23 protein-coding genes, 1 tRNA gene and 1 pseudogene are annotated in these 25,696 nt (G+C 69.9%); 11 read left to right on the forward strand and 14 right to left on the reverse strand.

The annotated features are described in order from the left end of the window. Positions 1-443: 443 nt before the first annotated feature. From AC3A46_RS14825 to sigK, 5 genes are all read right to left on the reverse strand, one after another. Entirely contained in the window at positions 444-1,082 is a 639-nt protein-coding gene (locus AC3A46_RS14825) for a DNA-directed RNA polymerase subunit beta (protein ID WP_487665880.1), read from the reverse strand. A gap of 83 nt (positions 1,083-1,165) precedes the next feature. Beyond that, positions 1,166-1,573: a VOC family protein gene (locus AC3A46_RS14830; protein ID WP_487665881.1), complete on the reverse strand. Its 408-nt coding sequence runs from the start codon at positions 1,571-1,573 to the stop codon at positions 1,166-1,168. A gap of 58 nt (positions 1,574-1,631) precedes the next feature. Then, positions 1,632-1,979, reverse strand: coding sequence for a helix-turn-helix transcriptional regulator (locus AC3A46_RS14835; protein WP_487665901.1), 348 nt, complete (start codon positions 1,977-1,979; stop codon positions 1,632-1,634). A gap of 154 nt (positions 1,980-2,133) precedes the next feature. Next, positions 2,134-2,967 (reverse strand): anti-sigma factor, encoded by an 834-nt coding sequence (locus tag AC3A46_RS14840; RefSeq protein WP_487665902.1) that lies wholly within the window; start codon positions 2,965-2,967, stop codon positions 2,134-2,136. Then, positions 2,967-3,569 carry an ECF RNA polymerase sigma factor SigK gene (gene sigK, locus AC3A46_RS14845; protein ID WP_487665882.1) on the reverse strand — a complete coding sequence of 201 codons (603 nt, stop codon included), beginning with the start codon at positions 3,567-3,569 and terminating at the stop codon, positions 2,967-2,969. Before sigK ends, AC3A46_RS14840 begins: the two co-directional genes overlap by 1 nt. Positions 3,570-3,903: 334 nt before the next feature. On the opposite strand from sigK, the gene AC3A46_RS14850 reads away from it, so the two are divergent. Beyond that, positions 3,904-4,569 (forward strand): fasciclin domain-containing protein, encoded by a 666-nt coding sequence (locus AC3A46_RS14850; RefSeq protein WP_487665883.1) that lies wholly within the window; start codon positions 3,904-3,906, stop codon positions 4,567-4,569. Positions 4,570-4,766: 197 nt separating this feature from the next. Next, the gene (locus AC3A46_RS14855; protein ID WP_487665884.1) at positions 4,767-6,191 is read left to right on the forward strand and encodes a serine/threonine-protein kinase; all 1,425 of its coding nucleotides are present in this window, start codon (positions 4,767-4,769) and stop codon (positions 6,189-6,191) included. Between the two features lie 5 nt (positions 6,192-6,196). Here the strand turns inward: AC3A46_RS14855 and AC3A46_RS14860 are convergent, their stop codons facing one another. Then, complete coding sequence (locus AC3A46_RS14860) at positions 6,197-6,661, reverse strand: hypothetical protein (RefSeq protein ID WP_487665885.1); 465 nt, start codon at positions 6,659-6,661, stop codon at positions 6,197-6,199. A 516-nt stretch (positions 6,662-7,177) separates the two neighbouring features. On the opposite strand from AC3A46_RS14860, the gene AC3A46_RS14865 reads away from it, so the two are divergent. From AC3A46_RS14865 to AC3A46_RS14885, 5 genes are read left to right on the forward strand one after another with little or no spacing between them, the layout of a single operon-like run. Next, the gene (locus tag AC3A46_RS14865; protein ID WP_487665886.1) at positions 7,178-10,885 is read left to right on the forward strand and encodes a nitrate reductase subunit alpha; all 3,708 of its coding nucleotides are present in this window, start codon (positions 7,178-7,180) and stop codon (positions 10,883-10,885) included. Then, entirely contained in the window at positions 10,885-12,576 is a 1,692-nt protein-coding gene (narH, locus tag AC3A46_RS14870) for a nitrate reductase subunit beta (protein WP_487665887.1), read from the forward strand. Before AC3A46_RS14865 ends, narH begins: the two co-directional genes overlap by 1 nt. After that, a complete protein-coding gene (gene narJ, locus AC3A46_RS14875) occupies positions 12,573-13,196 on the forward strand; it encodes a nitrate reductase molybdenum cofactor assembly chaperone (protein WP_487665888.1) in 624 nt (207 codons plus the stop codon). The genes narH and narJ overlap by 4 nt, the downstream gene beginning before the upstream one ends. After that, positions 13,196-13,984: a respiratory nitrate reductase subunit gamma gene (gene narI / locus AC3A46_RS14880; RefSeq protein ID WP_487665889.1), complete on the forward strand. Its 789-nt coding sequence runs from the start codon at positions 13,196-13,198 to the stop codon at positions 13,982-13,984. Before narJ ends, narI begins: the two co-directional genes overlap by 1 nt. After that, a complete protein-coding gene (locus tag AC3A46_RS14885; RefSeq protein ID WP_487665890.1) occupies positions 13,981-15,267 on the forward strand; it encodes a nitrate/nitrite transporter in 1,287 nt (428 codons plus the stop codon). Before narI ends, AC3A46_RS14885 begins: the two co-directional genes overlap by 4 nt. A 19-nt stretch (positions 15,268-15,286) precedes the next feature. Here AC3A46_RS14885 and AC3A46_RS14890 read toward each other — a convergent pair whose 3' ends face one another. The 4 genes from AC3A46_RS14890 to AC3A46_RS14905 form a co-directional block, all read right to left on the reverse strand. Further along, a complete protein-coding gene (locus AC3A46_RS14890) occupies positions 15,287-15,589 on the reverse strand; it encodes a hypothetical protein (protein WP_487665891.1) in 303 nt (100 codons plus the stop codon). Beyond that, a complete protein-coding gene (locus AC3A46_RS14895; protein WP_487665892.1) occupies positions 15,586-16,032 on the reverse strand; it encodes an N-acetyltransferase family protein in 447 nt (148 codons plus the stop codon). Before AC3A46_RS14895 ends, AC3A46_RS14890 begins: the two co-directional genes overlap by 4 nt. An 87-nt stretch (positions 16,033-16,119) precedes the next feature. Continuing rightward, positions 16,120-16,710 (reverse strand): isochorismatase family protein, encoded by a 591-nt coding sequence (locus AC3A46_RS14900; RefSeq protein WP_487665893.1) that lies wholly within the window; start codon positions 16,708-16,710, stop codon positions 16,120-16,122. Then, a complete protein-coding gene (locus AC3A46_RS14905; RefSeq protein WP_487665894.1) occupies positions 16,707-19,049 on the reverse strand; it encodes an MMPL family transporter in 2,343 nt (780 codons plus the stop codon). The genes AC3A46_RS14900 and AC3A46_RS14905 overlap by 4 nt, the downstream gene beginning before the upstream one ends. 94 nt (positions 19,050-19,143) lie before the next feature. On the opposite strand from AC3A46_RS14905, the gene AC3A46_RS14910 reads away from it, so the two are divergent. Next, the gene (locus tag AC3A46_RS14910) at positions 19,144-20,100 is read left to right on the forward strand and encodes an EamA family transporter (protein ID WP_487665895.1); all 957 of its coding nucleotides are present in this window, start codon (positions 19,144-19,146) and stop codon (positions 20,098-20,100) included. 27 nt (positions 20,101-20,127) lie between these two features. Here AC3A46_RS14910 and AC3A46_RS14915 read toward each other — a convergent pair whose 3' ends face one another. Together AC3A46_RS14915 and AC3A46_RS14920 are read right to left on the reverse strand one after the other, a co-directional pair. Continuing rightward, on the reverse strand, positions 20,128-20,523 hold the full coding sequence (locus AC3A46_RS14915; protein WP_487665896.1) for a hypothetical protein: 396 nt from the start codon (positions 20,521-20,523) through the stop codon (positions 20,128-20,130). Between the two features lie 58 nt (positions 20,524-20,581). Next, a tRNA-Thr gene (locus tag AC3A46_RS14920) sits at positions 20,582-20,654 on the reverse strand. 256 nt (positions 20,655-20,910) lie between these two features. On the opposite strand from AC3A46_RS14920, the gene AC3A46_RS14925 reads away from it, so the two are divergent. The 3 genes from AC3A46_RS14925 to AC3A46_RS14935 all read left to right on the forward strand — a co-directional run bounded on the left by AC3A46_RS14925 (position 20,911) and on the right by AC3A46_RS14935 (position 23,591). Next, positions 20,911-21,813 (forward strand): MetQ/NlpA family ABC transporter substrate-binding protein, encoded by a 903-nt coding sequence (locus AC3A46_RS14925; RefSeq protein WP_487665897.1) that lies wholly within the window; start codon positions 20,911-20,913, stop codon positions 21,811-21,813. Positions 21,814-21,901: 88 nt separating this feature from the next. Then, a complete protein-coding gene (locus AC3A46_RS14930) occupies positions 21,902-22,939 on the forward strand; it encodes a methionine ABC transporter ATP-binding protein (RefSeq protein ID WP_487665898.1) in 1,038 nt (345 codons plus the stop codon). After that, positions 22,932-23,591, forward strand: a complete 660-nt coding sequence (locus AC3A46_RS14935) for a methionine ABC transporter permease (protein ID WP_082497028.1) — start codon at positions 22,932-22,934, stop codon at positions 23,589-23,591. The genes AC3A46_RS14930 and AC3A46_RS14935 overlap by 8 nt, the downstream gene beginning before the upstream one ends. Before the next feature lie 75 nt (positions 23,592-23,666). Here AC3A46_RS14935 and AC3A46_RS14940 read toward each other — a convergent pair whose 3' ends face one another. Beyond that, positions 23,667-25,226 (reverse strand): alpha/beta hydrolase, encoded by a 1,560-nt coding sequence (locus AC3A46_RS14940; protein ID WP_487665899.1) that lies wholly within the window; start codon positions 25,224-25,226, stop codon positions 23,667-23,669. Further along, positions 25,223-25,696, reverse strand: a pseudogene (locus AC3A46_RS14945) (DNA polymerase III subunit delta'); the annotation flags it as partial. The pseudogene AC3A46_RS14945 and the gene AC3A46_RS14940, both read right to left, overlap by 4 nt.

A 25,696-nucleotide genomic window follows, 5' to 3' on the forward strand; every position in this document is an offset into this window, starting at 1 on the left:
TTGCACGCGCCCGAGCGCGCATAGACGCCCCGGCGGAGCACCCGCCAGGAACCGCCGGCTACTTCGGCGCGGATGCGGCGGGGCGTGTAGCCCTTCGCGCTCAATTCACGAAATGACATCACGGCAGGCGCGTCGACAGTGCACATCCCCTGATGCTCGGCCCATCGGCATTCGGCTGGGTGCTGCTCGCCTTCAGTCTGTGGATGTGCCGATCGTCATCCGGTCTGGGGAGGAGGCCCGGCGCGCGGATGGCGCGGCGCCCGCCGCGAACCCCGGCGCAGGATCGGATCCGCACATGCGGACATGACCCGAAACACGCCGCTTCGCGGTGACGCTCGGCCGACGTTTCATCCAGCGCGTCCGTACCTGCGGATCCGACGCTGTGTGCAGGGGCCTACGCGCAGACAGGCGGGGGCGGGGGGCGGGGAGAGCGGGCCGCGGGGTCAGTTCAGGGCGTCGCGGCGCCAGAGGGCCGCGCAGGCCGTGAGGTCGGCGGCGTAGTCCGACAGACGCAGGGCGCGCGTGGTGAACGTCGACGCACGGTCGGGCTCGGTCGCTTCGTAATCGTCGGCGACGTGGGTCGCGCCGGCGGCTTGCACCCGGCAGAACGCGGCCGCCCGGTCGAGCGCCACGGCGAAGTCCCCCTCGAAGAGCCCTCGCAGGATGGTGTCGACCAGCGCGACGAGTTCCTCCGGTCCCGCCGGGGACGGGGCGCCGGCCACCACGTCGTCGGCGGAGCGGAGCTCGGCACGGCCGCGCTCGTAGAGGAGCGCGGCCGTGCGCGGGTCGTCGTGGATCATGAGCTGCACGAGGTACAGCCGCCACAGGGCGCCGGGAAGCGTCTTCGCGGGCGACCGAGACCACAGCTCGGCGAGGTCGTCGATGCCGTGCTCGTCGGTGAAGGCGACGAGCCGGTCCACGACGGTGCCGTCGGGGTCGGCCCTCACGCGTGCGAGCAGGGCATGTGCGGTGGTGTGCGCGACGCGGGAGACCTCGGCCGGGTCCTCGGCGGCGAACACCCGGTCGAAGAGTTCGGCCGGTCGGCGGACGGGCTTGTGGAACTCCCTGGACGAGTCGCTCATTCCGTCCAGGCTACTCGCCGCCGCGAGCACGGGCTCGCGGTTGATCGCGGCGACCCAGGGCAGGCACACCTCGCGCGCCCGTCTCAGACCTGGTTCAGGCGGATGTGGTTGCCCGCCGGGTCCCGGAAGGCGGCGTCGCGCGGACCCCAGCCCTGCTCCTTGGGCTCCTGCAGCACCTCGGCACCGAAGGCGCGCAGCCTCTCGAAGGTGGCGTCGAGGTCGGTCGTGGTGAACACGTAGGGTCCGGGGCCGGAGCCTTTCACGACGAGGCGCTGCAGCGCGTCGCCGTCCTCGGGCGATCGGCCCGCCGTCGGGTCGGACACCACGAGCGACAGGCCGGGCTGGCCGGGGAACCCGAAGCTCACCCAGCGGTGGCCGTCGTAGGCGACGTCGTTCACGACCTCGAGACCGAGTCCGTCGCGGTAGAAGGGGATGGCGGCGTCGACGTCGTCGACGGTGATGGGGCTGTACGCCAGGGCGATGTTCGTCATGTCTGCCACGCTAGAGCGACGCTGCCCCGCGCGCTTCTCCGATCCTGCTCGGTTCCGATCAGGCGTAACGGGTCGGGCGGGTGAGGATCTTGGCGACGCAGAGCGGCATCGCCTCGGCGGCGTCGTGCGGGCGTGAACGGTACGAGCTCGGCGTCTCGCCCACGATCTCGGTGAACGTCGAACTGAACGAGCCGAGCGAGGTCGCTCCGACGGCAGTGCAGGCATCCGTCACCGACATGCCTTCGCGGAGCAGGGCCATGGCGCGCTCGATGCGCCGGGTCATCAGGTACGCATACGGCGTCTCACCGTACGCGGCCTTGAACTCGCGCGAGAAGTGCGCGGGCGACATCAGCGCCTTCGCCGCCATCGTGGGCACATCGAGCGGCTGCGCGTAGTCGCGATCCATGAGGTCGCGCGCGCGGCGCAGGTGCGCGAGGGTCTGGGTCGACTGTGCCGTCTGTGCTCTCTGGGGGACGGATGCCACGGCCTCACGCTACCCGGATCGGGGGCGTCGCGGCGGCGCTTCGACGAGCAGAGCGACCGGGCGTACGTCGCCGGCGTCAGGCCGTCGGGATCGTCACGATCGGGTCGGACGACGGCTCCCCCGTCGGCGAGCCGCCCTGGGGCTCGATCGTCACCGCGATCACGTCGCCGGGTTCCATCGCACCCTCGAGCAGCGCGGTCGTCGTCCCGTCGGTCGGCTCGAACACCCCCGCGGGCACCGCGGCGCCGTCGCGCACGAACCAGAGCTCGAAGCTCTCGTCGTCCGCGATCTGCGGCAGTCCCTGCGACACCAGCACGACTTTGCCCACAGACTCCGCCCAGTGCGCCGTGGACGTCCCGCCGTCCGCGACCTCGACCGTCGCCGACCGCGCGTCGGGGGCGTCCTCGATCTGCTGCAGCGCCACGACCTCGGGAGGCCGGTTCATGTACTCGTTGATCTGCACGGCCCCGAGGCCGAGCGCGACGAGCAGCACCATGGAGGCGGCGAGCGTCAGGATGCCCCGCGTCCAGCGACGTCGCGAGACCGCCTGGATCACCGCCGTCGGCGGGGGCGGCTCGACCGGCGGGTCGTCGTCGTGCTGTTCCGGTGCGGGCGTCGGGCCGGGCGTCCACCGATCGACGGGCTCGGCAGTCGCGGCCACCGCCGCGTCCATCGCGGGAAGCTGCGGAGTCGTCGCGATCCGCGAGAGCAGCGTCGAGCGCAGCGTCAGCGGAGGCACGGCGTCCGAGACGGTATCGGCGAGCGCCACGGCGGTGGCGGCATCCGTCTCGATCCAGTGCTCCCACTCGGGGTGCTCGCGTCGCGCCGCCTCGAAGGCCGCGCGGTCGGCGGGCGACAGCGCGTTCAGCGCAGCGCCTGCGGCGAGCTCGGCGAACTCCTGCTCGTCCATCACGCGGTCACCCCCATCTCGGCTCTCAGGCGGGACAGGCCGTCCCGCATCCTCGTCTTGATCGTGCCCAGCGGCGCCCCCACCAGGGCCGCGATCTCGCTCTGACTGTAACCCCCGTAATACGCAAGGGTGAGCGCCTCCCGCTGGGCATCGGGAAGCCCCGAGAGCGCCACCGCCACCTTCTGCCCCTCGATGCGGAGCTCGACCTGCTCCGCGACCCCGTCGTGGGCGACGTCGAGGTCTCGGAAGCCCGCGCGCACGTCGCGATCCGTGCTCGCCTGCGACGACCTCACGCGGTCGACGGCTCGGCGGTGCGCGATCGTCAGCACCCACGATCTTCCCTGACCTCTGTTCGGAGCGAATCGCGCGGCGGATTGCCACACCTCGAGGAAGACCTCCTGCAGCACCTCTTCGCTCTGCGCACGGTCGACCAGCACGCGGAGGATCAGACCGAACACCCGGGGAGACAGCAGGTCGTAGAGGCGGGCGAACGCCGCCTGATCGCCTCCCGCGGCGCGTACGAGGAGCTGTGCGACGCGATCGACGGGCTCCGTGCCGTCGTCCGGCACGTCGATCCCGTCGATCACCATGTGTTCCAGCATGCCCTACGCGCTTCCCTCCGACCCGTCGTGGCCTCGCCCGGAGGTGAACGAGTACACTTCCACGCCCGGCGGCGCCTCGACGTCGCACGCGGGGCGGCGACCGCCCCTGGTGACGGGCGATGCGTCATGCGTCGTGGGTTGTTCGGGGCGGCCCCGCGTTCGGATTGCGCGACCGGGACGGATGCTGCGATCCGGGGCGGCAGCATCCGCTTCATCCGATCTGCAATCCGATGCGACGAGCCCTCCGAACAGTCCGTGTAGCCGCTTTCGCGGCACGCTCCCCGCACCGGGGACACGCAGACCGCGGTCCGAGGACCGCACAGAGGAGGAAGAGATGTCTCGCATCACCCGGAAGCGTGTGTCGGCAGGGCTGATGCTCGCCGTCGCCGCGACCTTCGCGCTGTCCGCCTGTTCGATGGGCGGATCGACCGCAGAATCCACAACCGAACCTTCGACGTCGACACCCTCGATGGAGGCCAGCGAGGAGCCGATGGCCGATCCCGCCGCCGGGCTCGTCGGCCCCGGCTGCGCGGCGTACGCCGAAGCCGTGCCGGAGGGCGACGGCTCGATCGAAGGCATGTCAGCGGATCCGGTCGCGGTCGCGGCATCCAACAATCCGATGCTGACGACGCTGACCGCTGCCGTGAGCGGGCAGCTCAATCCCGACGTGAACCTCGTCGACACGCTGAACGGCGACGAGTTCACGGTGTTCGCGCCGGTGGACGAGGCCTTCGCGATGATCGACCCCGCCACCATCGAGTCGCTGAAGACCGACAGCGCGACGCTGACGTCGATCCTCACGTACCACGTGGTGCCGGGCCGGGTCGAGCCGGCCGACATCGCGGGCACCCACACCACGGTGCAGGGGTCCGACCTCGAGGTCACGGGCGAGGGCGACATGTGGAAGGTCAATGACGCCAACGTGATCTGCGGCGGCGTGCAGACCGCCAACGCCACCGTGTACCTCATCGACGCGGTCCTGATGCCTCCGGCTCAGTGATCGAACGCCGGCGTCACGCCGGCAATGGGGGGCGGCGCGGCCGCCGGCGCCTGCGAGGTGCGCCGGCGGCCGCGCTGCACGCGCTTGCACGTCGAAGCAGGCTCGTCAAGCCCTCCATCGGCGAGGAGCGCAGTCCGTACCGTGGTACCAGGCCCGATGCGGCGCCGGAGGGGTGCGCGCAACGGGTGGGAGGACATGTGACTGACCTGCTCGCGTCCGGAGAGATCGCCACCGGCGAGCTCTTGGACGGGCGCTACCTGCTGCGGGAACGCATCGGAGAGGGCGGCATGGCGCGTGTGTATCGCGCCGAGGACACGCATCTCCAGCGTCTCGTCGCCGTGAAGGTGTTCCGTGAGCCGACCGACGCCATCGGATCTGTCGAGCGCGCCCTGTCTGAGACGACGCTCCTCGCCTCCCTCAGCCATCATTCGCTCGTCACCGTGTTCGATGCCCGGGTCGGCACGGATGAGAGCAGCTACCTCGTCATGGAGCTCGTCGACGGCATCACGCTGCGCGACCTGATCGCACGAGGACCGGTCGATCCCCGCGTGGTCGCCTCGATCGCGATCGACATCGCGGAAGGGCTCCACGTGGCACACGACCACGGGGTCGTGCACCGCGACATCAAGCCTTCCAACGTGCTCCTGTGGTCCTCGCCGCGGCCCGGGTGGGAGTGGCGGGCAAAGCTGGCCGATTTCGGCATCGCCTACCTCATGGACTCGGCCCGGGTGACCACCCCGGGCGTCATCGTGGGCACGATGGCGTACGTCGCGCCCGAGCAGGCGCGAGGTGTCGCGCCGGCGCCGCCCGCTGACATCTACGCGTTCGGGCTGCTGCTCATCGAGGCGCTCACGGGCGAGCGCCCGTTCGGGGAGGCCGAGGGCATCGGCACGGTCATGGCGCGCCTGTCGGCGGCGCCGAAGATCCCCGAGTCCCTCCATCCGGCATGGCAGGGTCTGCTGCGCGGAATGACGGCGATCCGCCCCGACGACCGGCCGACCGCGCTCGAGGTGGTGACGGCGGCATCGCGACTGGCAGCGATGGAGAACACCATCGCCCGCGAGAACGCCGACCCGTCGACCGCGCCGGTCGCGATCATCGCCACCGGCCCCACGCAGATCTTTCCCCAGCCGGCACCCGCATCACCTCCTGTCGCGCCCGGGGCGCTCCGCCGCGATGCCCGCCTGTCAGCGGCCGGTGTGCCTACCGCAGTGGAGACGTCTGCTGTCGCAACGTCACCGGTCCTCCCCGCTGTCCCGGACGACGAGCGTCGTCCCTCGCGTCGGGTGCTGATGATCGGCGCAGTGCTCGCGGCGCTCCTTGCGATAGCGATCGCTCTCGGAACGCTCTGGCTGGCGAACAGCTGGGCTGCGGAACCCGAACCCGCGCCGACGTCCCCCGTCGAGCAGGTTTCCCCGGAACCGACGGAGGACGCTCCTGTCGAGGAAGCGCCGGCGATCGCGCCGGCCGAGGAGGTCGCTCCCGAGGAGGCGCCGCCGGCGGACACCGGCGGAGGCGGGAGCGACAACAGCGGACCCGGCAACAACAACGGCAGCGGCAATGGCAACGGAAACGGCCCCGGCAGCAACAGCGGGAGTGGCAAGGGCAACGGGAAGCGCTGAGCGAGCTATCGGTCCATCGCTCGGCGCATCGCCTCAGACCGCCAATTCACGCCGCCGCGCTCGAGCGTCACGATCGCGTGGCAGTTGCGACACCGGACATCGCACTTGGCGATCTCCTCTTCGAGTTTGGCGATGCTGAAGCCTTCCCGCACCATTGCCATGACGTCCTTGCGTTTCCCGTCGCCGGGTCGATGATCGAAATCGAGCACGCGCAAGTCAGGGATCCCGCAGTCGACGCACGGATGCTCGCGGAGATATACGGCGAGGAAGGCTTTCGCCGCCGCGCGACGCATCGCCGTGCGTTCCACGATGACCTGCACATGCCGCTCGCGATTGCGGGCGTAGTAGGCGCGGGAAGACTCGCGATTGCAGTGTCGGCAGACCTCCTGCAGACCATCGGCACGCGCGGACTTCCGGTTGAACTCCGTGAGGGGCTTGAACTCACGGCACGTCCCGCAGCGTTTCAGCACGCTGGTCAGCCTCCTCGCGTGGATCGAACATCAGCAGCGCCGATCGTAGAGCCGGGCACCGACGCTCCGAGCATCGCTCTCGGATTGCTAGGGTGGACAGGCCCCTATAGCTCAGTTGGTTAGAGCAACGGACTTCAACAGAACAAAATGGAGCGCCGGCGCAGAAATGCGTCGGATGACCGCCGCTATATGCTGGGACGCCCTGAGAGCCCGAGGTACTCGCCGGAGACGGCAGTGACAATCCGAGGGATTGGGTAATCAGCAGGTAACCGCAAGGGAACCTCAGAGACTACACGCGGCGCACCTGACCGGTCCGGCCGAAGGTGAAGATATAGTCCAGACTGCAAGCCGGAGACGGTGGCTGGGGAAAGCCCAGTGCAGCAGGTTAATCCGTGGGTCCAGGGTTCGAGTCCCTGTGGGGGCACCACTTCCACTCGATCGAGCGGCCGTCCAGCCGTCGGTTTTCCGGCGCGCCCCCCTGGTGCAACATCCGGACGTTTCGCTAGGGTCCGAGTCATGACGCCCCAGATCGGTGTGGACGGTCCGGCTTCCGACGCCTTGCTGCGCGCAGGGCGGTTCTTCACGAGGTGGGACGAAACCGCCGATCATCGTGCCGCCTTCCTCGAGGGCGGGCGCGAGGGCGACGCGTTCTACCGCGATCGGTGGAGCCACGACAAGGTCGTCCGGTCGACGCACGGCGTGAACTGTACGGGCTCCTGTTCGTGGAAGGTGTACGTCAAGGACGGCATCATCACGTGGGAGGCCCAGGAGACCGACTACCCCAGCGTCGGCCCCGACCGTCCCGAGTACGAGCCCCGCGGGTGTCCCCGCGGGGCTGCTTTTTCGTGGTACACCTACTCCCCCACCCGCGTGCGCTACCCGTACATCCGGGGCGTGCTGCTCGAGGAATACCGCGCGGCGAAGGCCCGCACCGGTGACCCGGTGCTCGCTTTCGGCGAGATCACGAAGAACCCCGAGACGCGCCGCCGCTACCAGCAGGCGCGCGGCAAGGGGGGTCTCGTGCGCGCGTCATGGCGCGAGGCGGTCGAGCTCGTCGCCGCCGGGTACGTGCACACGATCAAGGAGTACGGCCCAGACCGGGTCGCGGGCTTCTCGCCGATCCCGGCGATGTCGATGGTGTCGCACTGCATCGGCACGCGCTTCACGCAGCTCGTCGGCGGCGTGATGACGTCGTTCTACGACTGGTACGCCGACCTCCCGGTCGCGAGCCCGCAGGTGTTCGGCGACCAGACCGACGTCCCCGAGTCGGGCGACTGGTGGGACGCCACGTACCTGATGATGTGGGGCTCGAACGTGCCGGTCACCCGCACGCCCGACGCGCACTGGATGGCCGAGGTGCGCTACCGCGGCACGAAGGTCGTCACGGTCAGCCCCGACTACGCCGACAACACGAAGTTCGCCGACGAATGGCTGCCGTGCCAGGCCGGCACCGACGCGGCACTCGCGATGGCGATGGGCCACGTGGTGCTCAAGGAGAACTACGTCGACCGCCGCGTGCCGTTCTTCGCCGACTTCGCGCGCCAGTACACCGACCTCCCCCACCTCGTGCGGCTCACCGAGCGCGACGGTGCGTATGTCCCCGCCACGTTCGTCACGTCGAAGGACCTCGGCGGCGGCACCCCCGAAGACGAGTGGAAGACGGTGGTGCTGGATGCCGCGACCGGAGCCCCGCGCGTGCCCAACGGCTCGATGGGCTTCCGGTATGCCGCGTCCGGCGAGGGCCGCTGGAACCTCGACCTCGACGGCGTGGAACCGGCACTGTCCATCGCCGACCTCCCCTCCGCGACCGGAACTCCTGAGGCCGTGGAAGTTCTGCTCCCCTGCTTCGACTCCGCCGACGGCGAGGGAGCCGTGCTGCACCGAGGCGTGCCGGCGACGCGGGTGGGCGGCATCCTGGTGACGACCGTCCTCGACCTGATGCTTGCCCAGTACGGCGTCCCCCGTGACGGGCTGCCGGGCGACTGGCCGACCGGGCTCGACGACGCCGAGTCGCCGTACACGCCCGCGTGGCAGGAGGAGATCACCGGCGTGCCGGCTCAGGCGTGCACGCGCATCGCACGCGAGTTCGCCGCGAACGCGGTCGAGTCGAACGGGCGCTCGATGATCATCATGGGCGCCGGCATCTGCCAGTGGTTCCACGGCGATGCGACGTACCGGGCGATCCTGGCGCTCTTGATCCTCACCGGGTCGATGGGGCGCAACGGCGGCGGCTGGGCGCACTACGTCGGGCAGGAGAAGTGCCGCCCGATCACCGGCTGGCTGTCGCTGGCGAACGCCCTCGACTGGAGCCGCCCGCCGCGGACGATGATCGGCACCGCGTACTGGTACATGCACACCGACCAGTGGCGCTTCGACGGGTACTCCGCCGACGCGCTGGCGTCGCCGCTCGCCGAGGGCAACCTCGCCGGCATGCACACCGCTGACACGATCGCCCAGTCCGCGCGCCTCGGCTGGATGCCGTTCTACCCGCAGTTCGACGTCAACCCGCTCGACCTCGCCGACCGGGCCGACGCGGCGGTGGCGAACGGAGAGGCGGCGGACGCCGCATCCTTCGTCGCCGCGCAGCTCTCCTCCGGCGCACTGCAGCCCGCGATCGCCAACGTCGACGCGCCAGAGAACTGGCCACGCCTGCTCACGCTGTGGCGGTCGAACCTCATGGGATCGAGCGCGAAGGGCAACGAGTACTTCCTCAAGTACCTGCTCGGCACGCACAACAACGTGATGGCGACGGACGAGGCGAGCGTGCGCCCGAACGACGTGAAGTGGCACGACGAGATCCCCGAGGGCAAGCTCGACCTGCTCGTGTCGGCCGACTTCCGCATGACCTCGACGACGCTGCTGTCGGACGTCGTCTTCCCGGCCGCGACCTGGTACGAGAAGCACGACCTGTCGTCGACCGACATGCACCCGTTCGTGCACGCGTTCACTCCGGCGATCGACCCGCCGTGGGAGGCGAAGAGCGACTTCGACCTGTTCCATGCGATCGCCGTCGAGTTCTCGGCGCAGGCGCGCACCCACTTGGGGACGCGGAGAGACCTCGTCTCCGTGCCCATGCAGCACGACACCCCGGGCGAGACGTCGCAGCCCGGCGGCGAGGTGCGGGACTGGGCCCGCGGCGACACCGCCGGCATTCCGGGCAGGACCATGCCGCAGTTCACGGTCGTGGAGCGCGACTACACCGCGATCGCCGACAAGCTCGCCGCCGTCGGGCCGCTCGCCGACAGCCTCGGGTTCACGATCAAGAACGTGACCTACGACGTGGCGCACGAGGTCGAGCGGCTCGCCCAGAAGAACGGCGTCATGCTCGGTGGCGCCGCCGATGGCCGGCCCGCGATGGACACCGACGTCAAGATGGCCGAGGCGATCCTGGCGTTCTCGGGCACGACGAACGGCGAACTCGCCTCGCAGGGCTTCCGCACCCTCGAGAAGAGAGTGGGCAAGCCGCTGGCCGACCTGGCCGAGGGCTCCGAGGAGAAGCGCATCACGTTCGCGATGACGCAGGCGGCGCCGGTGCCGGTGATCACGTCGCCGGAGTGGTCGGGCTCCGAGACGGGCGGGCGCCGGTACGCGCCGTTCACCGTCAACATCGAGCGGCTCAAGCCCTTCCACACCCTCACCGGGCGCATGCACTTCTACCTCGACCACGCGTGGATGCGTGACCTCGGCGAGGCCCTGCCGATCTACCGCCCGCCGCTGGACATGCACCGACTGTTCGGCGAGCCCAAGCTCGGCCCGAACGGCGAGCAGCAGGTCGTGGTGCGCTACCTCACGCCGCACTCGAAGTGGTCGATCCACTCCGAGTACCAGGACAACCTCTTCATGCTGTCGCTGTCGCGTGGAGGCCCCACCGTCTGGATGAGTCCGGCGGACGCCGCCGCCATCGGTGCCGCCGACAACGACTGGGTCGAGTGCGTGAACTCGAACGGCGTGCTCGTGGCGCGGGCGATCGTGTCGCATCGCATGCCCACCGGCGTCGTCTACGTGCACCATGCGCAGGAGCGCACGATCGACGTGCCGAAGTCCGAGGCGACGGGCCGGCGCGGCGGCATCCACAACTCCGTCACGCGGCTGCTGGTCAAACCGACGCACCTCATCGGCGGGTACGCCCAGCTGTCCTATGCGTTCAATTACCTCGGCCCGACCGGCAACCAGCGCGACATGGTGGCGACGGTGCGCCGTCGCTCGCAGGAGGTGGTGTTCTGATGCGCGTGATGGCCCAGATGGGCATGGTCATGAACCTCGACAAGTGCATCGGATGCCACACCTGCTCGGTCACGTGCAAGCAGGCGTGGACGAACCGTGCCGGCACCGAGTACGTGTGGTTCAACAACGTGGAGACGCGTCCGGGCCAGGGCTACCCGCGCCGCTACGAGGACCAGGAGCAGTGGCGCGGCGGCTGGACGCTCAACAAGCGCGGCCGCCTGTCGCTGCGCACGGGCAGCCGCCTGAAGCGCCTGTTCTCGATCTTCTCATCGCCGGTGCAGCCGAAGCTCGAGGACTACTACGAGCCCTGGACCTACGACTACGAGACGCTCATCGACGCACCCCTCGGCGACGACTTCCCCGTCGCCCGGCCGAAGTCGCTCATCACCGGCGAGGACACGAAGATCACGTGGTCGGCGAACTGGGACGACGACCTCGGCGGCGCGAGCGAGATGGGCCATCTCGACCCGATCGTCGAGCGCGTACGGCGCGAGTCCGAAGACAAGATCAAGCTGCAGTTCGAGAAGACGTTCATGTTCTACCTGCCGCGGATCTGCGAGCACTGCCTGAACCCGTCGTGCATGGCGTCGTGCCCGTCGGGCGCGATCTACAAGCGCGCCGAGGACGGCATCGTGCTCGTCGACCAGGACCGCTGCCGCGGCTGGCGCCAGTGCATCACCGGCTGCCCGTACAAGAAGATCTATTTCAACCACAAGACCGGCAAGGCCGAGAAGTGCACGCTGTGCTACCCGCGCCTCGAGGTCGGCATCCCCACCGTCTGCTCTGAGACGTGCGTCGGGCGCCTGCGCTACCTCGGCCTCTTCCTCTATGACGCCGACCGCGTCACGGAGGCGGCCTCGACACCCGATCCGAAGGACCTGTACGAGGCGCAGCTCGACCTCATACTCGACCCGAACGACCCCGAGGTGATCGCGGCGGCCCGCGCGCAGGGCGACATCCCCGAGGACTGGATGGATGCCGCGCGCCGCTCCCCCGTCTACGCCCTGGCGAAGACGTACCGGGTGGCGCTGCCGCTGCACCCCGAGTACCGCACCATGCCGATGGTCTGGTACATCCCGCCGCTGTCGCCGATCGTCGACCTGCTGCGCGACCAGGGCCACGACTCCGAGGCCGCCGGCACCCTGTTCGGCGCGATCGAGGCGCTCCGGATCCCCGTGGAGTATCTCGCCGAGCTCTTCACCGCCGGTGACACCGACATCATCACGGGGGTGCTGTGGCGCCTCGCCGCGATGCGCTCGTACCTGCGCGACATCACGCTCGAGCGCGATCGCGACGAGTCGATCCCCGCCGCCGTCGGCATGACCGGCGAGTCCATCTACGCGATGTACCGGCTGCTCGCGATCGCCAAGTACGAGGACCGCTACGTCATCCCGACCGCCCACTACGAGCGCGCGCACGAGCTCGAGGAGCTGGGCTGCTCGCTCGACTTCGACGGCGGCCCGTACGGTAACGAGTCGGGCATGTTCGGCGAGGCCAGCGGCCGGCCCGTCCCGGTGGCGGTCGAGACCTTCCACGCCCTCAAGGAGCGCCAGAGCGCCGACACCGCCGCCAGCGCCGAGTCGCTGCGCGGCCGCGTCAACCTCCTCAACTGGGACGGCAACGGCGCACCGCCCGGTCTCTTCCCGCCGAAGGATGCGGCTCCGGATGCCTCGGCAGGAGGCTCGTCGTGAACGTCCGGGTGGTCTACCAGGCGGCGTCGCTCTGCCTGAGCTATCCGGATGACGGCGTGCTCGGCTCAGCGGCGCTGATCGGCCCCGCCCTGTCGGAGGCGGCGCCTCGGGCGGCAGCATCCTTCGCCCCGCTCCTCGAGTGGTGGGAGAAGACGCCGGCGCCCGCGGTGCAGACCGTGTACGTCGACACGTTCGACATGTCACGGCGCCACGCGCTGTACCTGAGCTACTGGACCGACGGCGACACGCGCCGGCGCGGCGCGGTGCTCGCCGATCTGAATCGGCGGTACCGCGAAGCCGGGCTCACGATCGACGGCACCGGCGAGCTGCCCGACTTCCTGCCGCTCGTGCTCGAGTACGCACGGCACGCGCCGGGCGACGGTGCGGCGCTGCTGCAGGAGTACCGGCCCAGTCTCGAACTCATCCGCCTCGCCCTCGCCGATCGCGGGTCGCCGTACGCCGGCATCGTCGCGGCGGTGTGCGACACGCTTCCCGGGCGCTCCCCCGCCGACCGCCAGCAGGCGATGGCGATGGCAGCCGCCGGACCGCCGCGCGAGTCCGTCGGCCTCGACGCCCACGACCCGCGGCTGCTGCCGCTCGAGCCGGTGGGGAGGCGCTGATGGACCTGTTCCTATGGGGCATCCTCCCCTACGTCATGGTCGCGGTGCTCGTCGGCGGCACGATCTGGCGCTATCGCTACGACCAGTTCGGCTGGACCACGCGCTCGTCGCAGCTCTACGAATCGCGGCTGCTGCGCATCGGCTCGCCGCTGTTCCACTTCGGCATCCTCGTCGTGATCATCGGCCACGTCATCGGCCTCGTGATCCCCAAGGCATGGACCGACTTCTTCGGCGTCTCGGATGAGATGTACCACCTCGCCGCGCTGGGTCTCGGCACCGTGGCGGGAATCGCGACGCTCGTCGGCATCGGCATCCTGATCTACCGCCGCCGCACCACCGGACCGGTGTTCATGGCCACGACGAAGAACGACAAGACCATGTACGTCGTGCTGGTGGCCGCCATCGTCGCGGGCCTCGCGACCACGGTGCTGGGAGTCATCGGGCCACACCAGGAGCTCACCTACCGCGACACCGTCTCGCCGTGGTTCCGGTCGCTGTTCGTCGTCCAGCCGAACATCGCCGCGATGAGCGAGGCGTCGCTCGACTACCAGATCCACACCGTGATCGGCATGGTGCTGTTCATGATCTGGCCGTTCACCCGGCTCGTGCATGCGTTCACAGCGCCGGTGCATTACCTGTTCCGCCCGTACATCGTCTACCGCTCACGCGACGGGCGACCGACGACGGCGCGCGGAATCCGGCGCGGCTGGGCGCCCGTGGGCACCACCGACCGCACCCCGGACCGCAAGGCGACCACCGCAGGCAAGACGAGAGGCACACGACGATGACGACGGTCCCCACTCCCCCTCCCCACGGCGCTGGCGCGCCGCGGCGAGCCTCCGGGGGCGGGGGCCCAGCTGAAGCCCCCGCCGCGACCGGGACCCAGGAACTGCCCGGCCGCACGAAGAACCTCCTGCTGGCACTGCTGGCCTTCACCATCACGTTCTGGGCGTGGAACCTGGTCGCGCCGCTCGCGGTGCAGTACACGGCCGAGATGGGGCTGACCTCGACGGAGGCGTCGCTGCTCATCGCGACGCCGGTGCTGGTCGGATCGCTCGGCCGCATCCTCACCGGGGCGTTCACCGACCGCTTCGGCGGGCGCCTGATGTTCACGGTCCTGACGGCGGTGTCTGCCGTGCCCGTGGTGCTGGTGGCCCTCGCCGGAGTGTGGGGGTCGTATGCGCTCATGATCGCCTTCGGGTTCCTGCTCGGCATCGCCGGCACGACCTTCGCGATCGGCATCCCCTTCGTGAACGCCTGGTACGAGCCGGCCAAGCGTGGCTTCGCCACGGGCCTCTTCGGCGCCGGCATGGGCGGCACCGCGCTGTCGTCGTTCTTCACGCCCCGCATGGTGGCGTGGTTCGGCTACGTCGCCACGCACCTCATCATCGCGGGCGCGCTGCTCGTGGTCGCGGTCATCGTCTGGCTCTTCATGCGGGACTCGCCGCTGTGGAAGCCGAACACCGCGCCTGTCATGCCCAAGCTCAAGGCGGCGTCCAAGCTCGCCGTCACGTGGCAGATGGCGTTCCTCTACGCCGTGACCTTCGGCGGCTTCGTCGCCTTCTCGACGTACCTCCCGACCTACCTCAAGGAGGTCTACGGGTACGACCTCGCCGACGCCGGCGCCCGCACGGCGGGCTTCGCGATCGCCGCGGTGATCGCACGACCGGTCGGCGGCTGGCTGTCGGACCGCATCGGCCCGGCGACCGTGCTCAGCATCTCGCTCGGCGGCGCGGCCGTGATGGCGGTGGTGATCGCGCTGCAACCGCCTCCCGAGCTCGCAGCGGGGGCGTCGTTCGTCCTGATGGCGCTCTTCCTCGGACTCGGCACCGGCGCGGTGTTCACGTGGGTGGCGCAGCGCGCACCGGCCGAGCGGGTCGGCACCGTCACGGGAATCGTGGGTGCCGCGGGCGGGCTCGGTGGCTACTTCCCGCCGCTCGTGATGGGCGCGACCTACAACGCCGAAGCCCACAGCTACACGATCGGTCTCAGCCTGCTCTGCCTCACCGCCCTGGTCGCGCTGGGCTTCGTGATCTTCCTGGCCCGGCGGCAGCGGCGCGCGGCGACCTGAGCGACGCGGTGGCGCCCGGTCAGCGGGCGATCGAGGCGGCCACGACCCAGGCGACGATGCTGAGCACGAGGGCGATCAACGGGTACCAGAACGCGCGATGCTTCCGCGACAGCGCGACGATTCCCGCGACGGCGCCGATCACGGCGAGCGCCAGCGGCAGGTAGCCGCCCAGCACGATCGCCACCGTGTTGTCGTGGTTGCCGATGGCCCACGCGAGCGAGACGAAGAAGAGCACCACCGCGGCGCCGACCGAGAACCCGATCAGGAGCAGCGTCGCGACGAGGTCGCCGGTGCTCCGCTCCGTCGGGCCCGAGGCGCTCATCGGCCGAGCCCGATCTCGTAGTGCACGAAGCCGGTGTGCGTCGCGACGCGGTCATAGAGGGCCCGCGCGGTGGCATTGGTCTCCTGCGTGAGCCAGTACACCTTCGCCGCGCCGTGTGCGCGCGCCCACTGGGTCACGTGGGCGATGAGGGCGCGACCCGCGCCGCTGCCGCGCGTGTCGGGGGCGACGAAGAGGTCCTCGAGGTACACGTACGGCGCCGCCGACCACGTGGCCGCGTGCGTGAGCCAGTGGACGAAGCCGATGGCGCGCCCGTCGACGGTCGCGACCGCCCCATGGATCGGGAACTGCGGGTCGAGGAGGCGGTTCCACGTCAGCGCGGTCTGCTCGTCCGACACTTCGGACTCGTAGAACTCGATGTAGCCCCGCCAGAGCGGGAGCCAGGCGTCGCGGTCGGCAGGGGCGAGGGGGCGGATCTCGGTCACGAGCCCGAGAGTAGCGGGTCGCCGGCCTCAGACGGGCGCGGTGCGGGCGGTGGGTCGCGCGTGCGCGCTCGAGGCCGGCGCCGCGGTTCAGTCACCGCCCTCGAGCGCCGACGGCCGCAGTTCGGCTCCGGCGTGCGCGAGCTCGGCGAGCGCCGCATCGCTGGATTCCGTCGCGACGCCGGCGATGAGGTCGGTGAGGACGCGGACGTGACGGCCGTGCTCGATGGCATCGAGCGCCGACGCGCGCACGCAGTAGTCGGTCGCGATGCCGGTGACGTCGACGTCGACCACGCCGTGCTCCTCGAGGAGGTGCGCGACGGTCACGCCGTCATCGGTCGTGCCCTCGAACAGCGAGTACGCGGGCTTGCCCTGCCCCTTCTTGACGTGGTGGGTCACCGCCGACGTGTCGAGGCCGGGGTCGTACTCCGCGCCCTCGGTACCGCTCACGCAATGGGCCGGCCACGTGTCGACGAAGTCCGGGTCCGGGTGGAAGTGCCCGCCGTTGTCGCCTTCGGCGTGGTGCCAATCGCGCGAGGCGACGATCACGGCGTAGTCCTCGGCATGGGTGACGAGGAACTCCGAGATGCGCTGCGCGACGGCGTCCCCGCCCTCGACGCCCAGCGCACCGCCCTCGGTGAAGTCGTTCTGGACGTCGACGATGAACAGCGCCTTGCTCATGGTTCGAGCGTACGCCTGTACTCATCGCGCGTGAGAGGGTGCCCGTCGCCCGCCACGAGCTCGGGATCAGTCTCGGTGGGCAGCGCGTCGGCAGACTCGGCGACCGGCTGCGCGGGCTCAGCGACGCTCGCGGTCCCTGACGCTGCCGAAGGGCCGATGTCCCGCCGCCACAGTTTCGACGGCCACCAGATCGCCTTGCCGATGTCGTAGGAGAGCGCCGGCACGAGCAGCGACCGCACGATGAACGTGTCGAGCAGCACGCCGAAGGCGACGATGAACGCGATCTGCGCGAGGAACAGGATCGGGATGACGCCGAGCGCCGCGAACGTCGCCGCGAGCACGAGTCCCGCCGAGGTGATCACCCCGCCGGTGGCGACGAGGCCGCGGAGGATGCCGGCTCTCGTCCCGTGGACGAGGGACTCCTCACGCACCCGTGACATCAGGAAGATGTTGTAGTCCACGCCGAGCGCCACGAGGAACACGAAGCCGTACAGCGGCACGGCCGGATCGGCCCCCGGGAAGCCGAACACCTCGTTGAAGACCAGCGCACTGACGCCGAGCGCCGTCGCGAACGAGAGGATCACGGTGCCGATCAGCAGCACGGGCGCCAGGAGCGAGCGCAGCAGCAGCATCAGGATGACGAGGATCACCGCGAGGATCACCGGGATGATCACCGTGCGGTCGCGCGTCGACGTGTCATTGGTGTCGATGTCGGTGGCCGTCTCGCCGCCGACGACCGCGGTGCCGGCGCCGAGCGTCTCGTCGAGGTCGGCGCGGAGGTCACGGACGGTGTCCTCCGCGGCGACGGAGTCGGCAGCATCCGTCAGCGTCCCGATCACGAGCACGTCGCCCTCGGACACCGTCGGCGTGGGCGCGGGCGTGCCGGGCGGGCCGACTGCGGTGAACACCGGCTCGCCGTCCTCGACCGTGACCTCTGCCTGCCCCGTCGGGGAGTCGTCCGAGGCGACCGACACGGACTCGATCCCGTCCGATGCCTCGACGACGCCGACCGCGTCGGCGAGGTCCTCTTCGGGCACGATCACGTACACCGGCGAGCCGGAGCCTGCAGGGAAGTGCTCGGCGAGGACCTCCTGGCCGTCGCGCGCCTCGGAGGAGCCGAGCACGAGATCGCTCGTCGGCACACCGTCGGCCTTGAGCTGCGTGATGCCGACGGCGCCCGCGAGCAGCACGATCGTGCATGCGATCCACACGACGCGCGCGTGCCGGGCGACGAACCGCGCTTGGCGCGGCCAGAGGCCCTTGACCGGCTGCGTGAGGTCGTCGGGGATCATCGCGATCGGCTTCTTCGGAATGAAGGGCCAGAAGGCGGTTCTCCCGAACAGCGCCAGGAGCGCCGGCAGGAAGGTCAGCGCCGACAGCATCGAGAACGCGATCCCGATGGACGCGATCGGTCCGAGCGCACGGTTGGTCGCGAGATCGGAGAGCAGCAGGCACAGCAGGCCGGCGATCACCGTGCCGCCCGAGGCGAGGATCGGCTCGAAGGCTCCGCGCCACGCGGAGAGCGTGGCATCCCATTTCGACATCCCGGTCGCGATGGATTCGCGGAACCGGGCGACGTACAGGAGGGCGTAGTCGGTCGCCGCGCCGATCACGAGGATGAACAGGATGCCCTGTACCTGCCCGTTGAGCACGACGATGCCGGCGTACGCGAGCCACCACACCGTCAGCAGCGCCACGCACAGCGCGAACACCGACGTCAGGAGCACCAGCACCGGCAGCAGCGGCGAGCGGTAGACGATCACGAGGATCAGGAAAACCGCGATCAGCGCGACGCCCAGCAGGAGGCCGTCGATCCCCAGGAAGCCCTCGGCGAGATCGGCGGTGAAGCCGGCAGGACCGGTGACCCAGCCCTCGAGCCCGATCGGCAGGTCCTCGGCGACGAGCGAGCGGATCTCTTCGACGGTCGATCCCACTTCACCCGAGGCGTCGATGGGAACGAAGATCTGCACCGCCTCGCCGTCATCAGACGGGATCGGCGGCGACACGTCCTCCTGCACCCCCTCGACCTCGGCGATGTCGTCGGCGAGCGCCTGCACGTCGGCGATGTCGTCGTCCGAGAGCTCACCGTCGCCCGTCACCACGACCACCGCGGGGATGCTCTCGCCGCCGAGGAACCCGGCGAGCCGCTCGTTCACCTGCGTCGCGTCGGCGCTCTCGGGGAGGAACGACGAGCGGTCGTTGCTCGACACCTCGTCGACCTTGCCGAAGTACGGGCCGCCGATGGATCCCACGGTCAGCCAGATGAGCACGAGGAGAGCGGGGATCCCGATCCGCAGCCAGCCCGAGGGGCGACGGTTCGCGTGGTGAGCCGAGGTCATATCGCTAGCTTATCTAGCGAATTGGCATCAGTTCGACACTTGACATCAGGTCGCCTGATCGATGTCGTTCGCCGCGCTCCTATGCTGGGTCGCGATGATCTCCGCCGCCATCGCCCTCGTGGGCGCCATCGTCTACGGCGCAGCGGACTTCCTGGGCGGCCTCGCCGCCCGACGCCTGCGCTCGATCGTGGTGACGGCGGTCGCCGCGCTCTCCGGTCTCGTGGCCCTGCTCGTCGCCCAGCCACTGTTCGGCGGCGTGTGGTCGGCACCCGACGTGGCGTGGGGGGTGCTCGGCGGCGTCTTCAGCGTGGTCGCGATCGCACTCCTGTACGCCTGCCTCGCGATCGGGCCGATGAGCATCCTGTCGCCGCTGACCGCGGTCGTGTCGGCCGTCGCCCCGATGCTGTGGGGGCTGTTCGTGAACGGCGACGCGCTCGCACCCCTCGGGTACGCCGGCCTCGGCGTGGCACTCGTCGCCGTCGTGCTCGTGGGTTTCATCCCCGGCGAGAAGATCGTCCGGCCGAGCGCCCGGGGACTGGCGATGGCGGTCGGCGCGGGCCTCGCGATCGGTGCGTTCCTCATCGTGCTCGACCAGACCTCGGACGACAGCGGACTCGTGCCGCTCCTGACGAGTCGCGCGACGAGCGCCGTCGTGACGGGTGTCATCGTCGGGATACTGGCCCTCGCCGCCCTGCGCCGCGGTGAGCGTGCCCGCTCTGTCCTTTCCGTCGCCGGGCTCCCCCTGGGCGCGACGCCGAGTGGACACGCAGACCTCGAGCACGCGACGACAGGTGTCGGGCGGGTCGTCGCCTCGACGCGTCAGGCGTGGTGGCTGGCGATCGCATGCGGGATCGCGGATGCCGCAGCCAACGCCCTGGCGCTGTTCGCGCTGCGCACGGGGGACCTGGCCGTCGTGTCGGCGCTCACCGCGCTCTACCCCGCCGGCACGATCCTGCTCGCCGCCATCGTGCTGCGCGAGCGCGTCGCCACGGTGCAGTGGATCGGTCTCGGCCTCGCACTGACCGCCGGGGGCATGCTCGCCGTCGCGTGAGCCCCGGCCGCAGACGGGATCGGCGGATCAGCCCCGCACGAACAGCATGACGAGGGACGTCACCAGCGCCACGACGCCGAGTGCGAGCATCCCGATCGCGAGTCGCGTGACCGCCCGCACTGCGGGGGAACCGTGGGTCAGCCGCATGCGGTTCCGCGACCCGCGGCGCACGAAGATGTCGGCCATGTCGGCGTCGCCGATGCGGTGGTCCTGCTCGTGGGTGAGGTGCGCCTCGCCGACGCCGCCGTCCTCGTCGAACCAGCGGACGAGCCGGCCGTTCGGACCGCTCTCGACGACCGCGCGCACCGGCAGCCACGTGCCGTCGAACAGATACATGATGAGCGCGACGCCGGCGAGGAGGGCGCCGACGCCGAATCCGATCCACGAGAAGATCTCGGCGAGAGCGTCGATCGCCTGAGGCACCGCACCACCCTCCTTCGCATACGGAAAACGGCCGCTGTGCGCGGCCGTTCCCGTTCGGAGCCACCTAAGGGAATCGAACCCTTGACCTAATCATTACGAGTGATTCGCTCTGCCGACTGAGCTAAGGTGGCGGGCCTCGCTTGCGCGACGCACAAGCAACGATCTTACAGGGTCTCGCGGGTGCTCGCGAACCAGGACGGCCGAGGCATCCGTCCCGGACTGGATGCCACTTCCTGACGGACTCGGTGTCGACGTGTTACGCCCGGTTCGAGATGGCGCATCACCCCACGTAGGTTCGAAGCCGGTCCGCGACGAAGCGTGCGCGGTCCGTGGATCGTGCGCGCGGTCACAAGCCCGAGACGGGCCTCGATCCACAGGAGCACTCACATGTCCACGTCCAAGAAGCTCACCGCCGCAGCAGCGCTCGCGCTTCCCCTCGCCCTCCTTCTCGCCGGCTGCGCGGGAACCGGAACGGATGCCGCCTCCGGCACCTCCGACGAGAACGAGGTCGTCCGCATCGGCGTCGTCGACTCCGGCGACCCGTACTGGGAGACCTACAAGGAGGCCGCCGCGGACGAGGGCATCGAGGTGGAGCTCGTCAACTTCAGCGAGTACACGCAGCCGAACCCCGCGCTCTCGGCGGGCGAGCTGGACCTGAACCAGTTCCAGCACATCATCTACCTCGCGACCTACAACGTGCAGAGCGACGACGACCTCCAGCCGATCGGCGCCACGGCGATCTACCCGCTCGGTCTGTACTCGTCGCAGTACGAGTCGACCGACGACATCCCCGAGGGCTCCACGGTCGCCGTTCCCAACGACGAGTCGAACCAGGCGCGCGGCCTCCTCGTTCTCCAGTCGGCCGGCCTCATCGAGCTGAAGGACGGCGGCTCGGTCTTCTCGACCGTCGCCGACGTGCTGCCCGAGTCGAAGGTCAAGGTCGAAGCGCTCGACGCCGCCTTCACCGCGACGTCGCTTCCCGACGTGGCGGCGGCGATCGTGAACAACGACTTCCTCGCGGACGCCGACCTCGCCCCCGAGGACGCCATCGCCACGGACGACCCGACCGACCCGAGCGCGTTCCCGTACATCAACATCTTCGCGGCGAAGGCCGAGGACGCCGACAACCCGACGTACCTCAAGCTCGTCGAGATCTACCAGAACACGCAGGACGTCCTCGATGGCGTCGTCGAGGCGTCGGGCGGCACCGCCGTCCTCGTGAAGACCCCGGTGGACGAGCTCGTGACGTCGCTCACCGACGTCGAGGACGACATCCGCGCCAACTCGTAACAGCCGCCATTTCGCGGCACTCGCCTGTGCGGTCCGCGTGCACCTCGTGCGCGCGGGCCGCACACGCGCGTTCCGCCGAGGAGCATTCATGACCCTGATCCGCCTGACCGGCGTGACCAAGACCTTCCCGCCGGCATCCAAAGACGGCGCGCCTGTCGTCGCCGTCGACGACATCTCGCTCGACATCGCGGCCGGCGAGGTGTGCGGCATCATCGGCTACTCCGGTGCCGGCAAGAGCACCGTGCTGCGGCTCGTGAACGCGCTCGAGACGCCGAGTTCCGGCACCGTCGAGATCGACGGCCGTGACATCACGCACCTGCGCGAGCGCGAACTGCGCGAGCTGCGCGGCGACATCGGCATGATCTTCCAGCAGTTCAACCTCTTCGACTCCCGCACGGTCGCGAAGAACATCGCCTACCCGCTCGAGGTCGCGCGTCGCCCGCGCGCCGAGATCGCGGCGCGCGTCGACGAGCTGCTGCGCTTCGTCGGCCTCGCCGACAAGGCGAAGAACTACCCCGAGCAGCTCTCGGGCGGGCAGAAGCAGCGCGTCGGCATCGCCCGCGCGCTCGCGACGAACCCGCGCATCCTGCTCGCCGACGAGGCGACGAGCGCCCTCGACCCGGACACCACGCAGGAAGTGCTCGCGCTCCTGAAGCGCATCAACCGGGACCTCGGTGTGACCATCCTCGTGATCACCCACGAGATGGACGTCATCCGCACCCTCGCCGACCGCGTCGTCGTGATGGAGGACGGCGCGATCATCGAGAGCGGCGCCGTGTTCGACGTGCTCTCGTCGCCGCAGCACGCCGCGACGCGCCGCTTCGTCGCGAGCATCATCGAGGACGTGCCGGTCGGCGACCAGCTGCGCGCGCTGCACGGCCGCCACCCGGGGCGCATCGTGACGTTCACGATCCGCGACGGCGACGTCACGCAGGCCGACGTCTTCGCCGCGCTGTCGTCGCGCGGCGTGCGCTTCGAACTCGTGCACGGCGGCATCAACGACATCGGCGGGCGCGTCTTCGGGCATCTGACTCTGGCACTGACCGGAGAGACGGATGCCGTGCAGCAGGCCATCGACGCGGCCTCGGCGTTCGCACCGCTCATCGAGGAGGACGTTCGTGGATAGGCTCATCGACCTTCTTCCCGAGCTGTGGGCCGCGACGGCCGAGACGCTGTACGTGGTGTCGCTGAGCCTCGTCTTCGGCGGCATCGCGGGACTCTTCGTCGGGCTCGCGCTGTACGCGACGAGGCCGGGCAGCCTGTTCCCCAACCGGTTCCTGTTCGGCACGATCAACGTCATCGTGAACTTCTTCCGGCCGATCCCGTTCGTGATCCTGCTCGCGGCCGTGCAGCCGATCGCGCGCAGCCTCGGCATCCCGGGCATCGGTCCCGAGTTCGGCATCTTCGCGATCACCATCGCGTCGCTCTTCGCGATCAGCCGCATCGTCGAGCAGAACCTGCTGACGGTGCGTCCCGGCGTGATCGAGGCCGCCCGCGCCACGGGAGCGAGCCGCTCGCGGATCCTCCTGCGCCTGCTCCCCCGCGAAGCGCTCGGCCCGCTCATCCTCGGCTACACGTTCATCGTCGTTGCCCTCGTCGACATGACGGCGATCGCGGGCGCCGTCGCGGCGGGCGGACTCGGTGAGTTCGCGATCGTCTACGGCTTCAAGCAGTTCAACCCGGCGGTCACGTGGGCCGCGGTGCTCGTGATCATCGTGATCGTGCAGCTGGTGCAGTTCCTCGGCAACGCGCTCGCCCGCCGCGTGCTGCGCCGCTGACGACCACGACCTCGCAAGCAGAAAGCGGATGCCGCGACCCTGAGATCGCGGCATCCGCTTCTGTCGTTCGTCAGTTCACTCGCAGCGCAGCCCATCCTGCGGGGGCGTGCCCTCGAGCAGGTACGTCTCGATCGCCGAGTCGACGCACGAGTTTCCCTTGTTGTACCCGGTGTGGCCCTCGCCGACGCGCGTCACCAGCACACCGGAGGAGAGCTGATCTGCCAGCGACACCGACCACTCGTACGGCGTCGCCGGGTCGTTCGTGGTGCCCACCACGACGATCGGCGCGGCGCCCTCGGCGGTGATGCGCTCGCGCACGCCGGTGGGCGGGTACGGCCACACCTCGCAGGGGTCGGGTCCGAACCAGTAGGGCGCGATCGTGGGCGCCTTCTCGGCGAGGGTCGCCTCGGCCGCCGCCAGGTCCTCATCGGTGGCACCCGTGGGGTAGTCCATGCAGTTGTAGGCGCGGAACGCCTCGGTCTGGTTGCCGGTGTACGTGCCGCCCTGGCGGTCGTAGTAGAAGTCCGCCAGCTGGAACGCGATGTCGGCGTTGCCCTGGAGCACGTCGGTCAGCGCCATCGTGAGGTAACCCCAGCTGTCCGGCGAGTAGAGCGCGGCGACGATCGCTGTCATCAGTGAATCGGAGCCGAGCTGGCGGCCGTCGGCGTTCGGGATCGGGTCGCGGTCGACGCTCGCGAGCAGCGTTCCGAGGTCGGCCATCGCCTCGTCGACGGTGCCGCGGAACGGGCACTCCTTGTCGGTGAGGCAGTCCGCCATGTATGCGCGCAAAGCCGATTCGAACCCGATGCCCTGAGTCACGTTGACGTCGAGGTTCGACACCGAGGGGTCGACGGCGCCGTCGAGCACGAGTCGTCCCACCTTTTCGGGGAACAGCTTCGCGTACGTCGCGCCGAGGAACGTGCCGTACGAGTAACCGAGGTAGTTCAACTCCGTGTCGCCGAGCACCGCACGCAGCAGGTCCATGTCGCGGGCGGAGTTCTCGGTGGTGATGTACGGGAGGATGCCGTCGCTGTTCTGGTCGCAGGCCTCGCCGAAGCTCTGGTGCCGGGCGAGAAGGTCGTCGGCCCAGGCCTCCGTCCCGCGGGCGCCCTCGGGGATGTCGAACAGGTACGCGTCCATATCGGCCGCGTCGTAGCAGGTCACCGCGGTCGACGCGCCGACGCCGCGCGGATCGAAGCCGATGACGTCGAACTGCCGGCGCACCGGCTCGCTCACCGCGAACGACACCGAGTCGCGGATCAGGTCGACACCGCTGGCGCCGGGTCCGCCGGGATTGGTCAGCAGGGACCCGATCGGCTCGTCAGTGCCTTCGGCACGGCTGCGGATGACCGACAGCTCGATATCGCCCTTCGTCGGGTCGGCCCAGTCGAGGGGCGCGGTGACCGTGGCGCAGTCGAACGTCTCGTCGCAGCTGGACCATTCGAGCGGCTGCTCGTAGTACGGCAGGAGGTTCTCGGCGACCCCGTCGGTGTCGGCCGCCTTGCTCGAGCTCGGACGCGGCGACGAGTCGGGGATCATCGCCGACAGGCAGCCGCTGAGGATGACGGATCCTGCGACCAGGCCGACGACGACGGCGAGAGCGCGACGAAGTCGGCGGGGGCGGGGCGGGTTCACGGGATCCTTCCGCTCGCGACGGTGACGAGCATGCTCTCGAGCGCCAGGGCCGGCGCGGCGTTCAGTTCGAGGTTCTCGCGGGTGACGCCGATGCGGTCGACGACCGTGAGCGTGCGCTCGGGCGTCCACGCGGCGGCGAGAGCCCGCAGGTCGGGCTCGAGCTCGCGGTTGATGAGGTCGGCGTCGCGGCCGAACTGCAGCAGCAGCACGTCGCGGAACATCGACTCGAGGTCGGTGAGCACACGGTCGATGCCGTCGCGCAGGCTGCGTGTGGCGCGGCGCTTCTGCTCGTCCTCGAGCGCCGACAGCTGCGACCGCACGGCGGGCGGCACCGCGGCCCCTTCCGCGATGCCGAGGGTGCGCAGCAGGCCCGCGCGCTCCGCCTCGTCGCGCTCCGCGGTGAGGGCCTTGGCGTCGTCGGTCGCCGCGGCGACGATCGCGCCGGCGACCTCGACCGCGTCGCCCACGCC

The sequence above is a fragment of the Microbacterium sp. Soil_C_42 genome (genome assembly GCF_057656735.1).

Coding starts and splice junctions, on each gene's coding strand:
- AC3A46_RS14825 (WP_487665880.1), bottom strand. CDS start 1,082: ATGAGCGACTCGTCCAGGGAGTTCCACAAGCCCGTCCGCCGACCGGCC.
- AC3A46_RS14830 (WP_487665881.1), bottom strand. CDS start 1,573: ATGACGAACATCGCCCTGGCGTACAGCCCCATCACCGTCGACGACGTC.
- AC3A46_RS14835 (WP_487665901.1), bottom strand. CDS start 1,979: ATGGATCGCGACTACGCGCAGCCGCTCGATGTGCCCACGATGGCGGCG.
- AC3A46_RS14840 (WP_487665902.1), bottom strand. CDS start 2,967: ATGGACGAGCAGGAGTTCGCCGAGCTCGCCGCAGGCGCTGCGCTGAAC.
- sigK (WP_487665882.1), bottom strand. CDS start 3,569: ATGCTGGAACACATGGTGATCGACGGGATCGACGTGCCGGACGACGGC.
- AC3A46_RS14850 (WP_487665883.1), top strand. CDS start 3,904: ATGTCTCGCATCACCCGGAAGCGTGTGTCGGCAGGGCTGATGCTCGCC.
- AC3A46_RS14865 (WP_487665886.1), top strand. CDS start 7,178: ATGACGCCCCAGATCGGTGTGGACGGTCCGGCTTCCGACGCCTTGCTG.
- narH (WP_487665887.1), top strand. CDS start 10,885: ATGCGCGTGATGGCCCAGATGGGCATGGTCATGAACCTCGACAAGTGC.
- narI (WP_487665889.1), top strand. CDS start 13,196: ATGGACCTGTTCCTATGGGGCATCCTCCCCTACGTCATGGTCGCGGTG.
- AC3A46_RS14885 (WP_487665890.1), top strand. CDS start 13,981: ATGACGACGGTCCCCACTCCCCCTCCCCACGGCGCTGGCGCGCCGCGG.
- AC3A46_RS14890 (WP_487665891.1), bottom strand. CDS start 15,589: ATGAGCGCCTCGGGCCCGACGGAGCGGAGCACCGGCGACCTCGTCGCG.
- AC3A46_RS14900 (WP_487665893.1), bottom strand. CDS start 16,710: ATGAGCAAGGCGCTGTTCATCGTCGACGTCCAGAACGACTTCACCGAG.
- AC3A46_RS14905 (WP_487665894.1), bottom strand. CDS start 19,049: ATGACCTCGGCTCACCACGCGAACCGTCGCCCCTCGGGCTGGCTGCGG.
- AC3A46_RS14910 (WP_487665895.1), top strand. CDS start 19,144: ATGATCTCCGCCGCCATCGCCCTCGTGGGCGCCATCGTCTACGGCGCA.
- AC3A46_RS14925 (WP_487665897.1), top strand. CDS start 20,911: ATGTCCACGTCCAAGAAGCTCACCGCCGCAGCAGCGCTCGCGCTTCCC.
- AC3A46_RS14930 (WP_487665898.1), top strand. CDS start 21,902: ATGACCCTGATCCGCCTGACCGGCGTGACCAAGACCTTCCCGCCGGCA.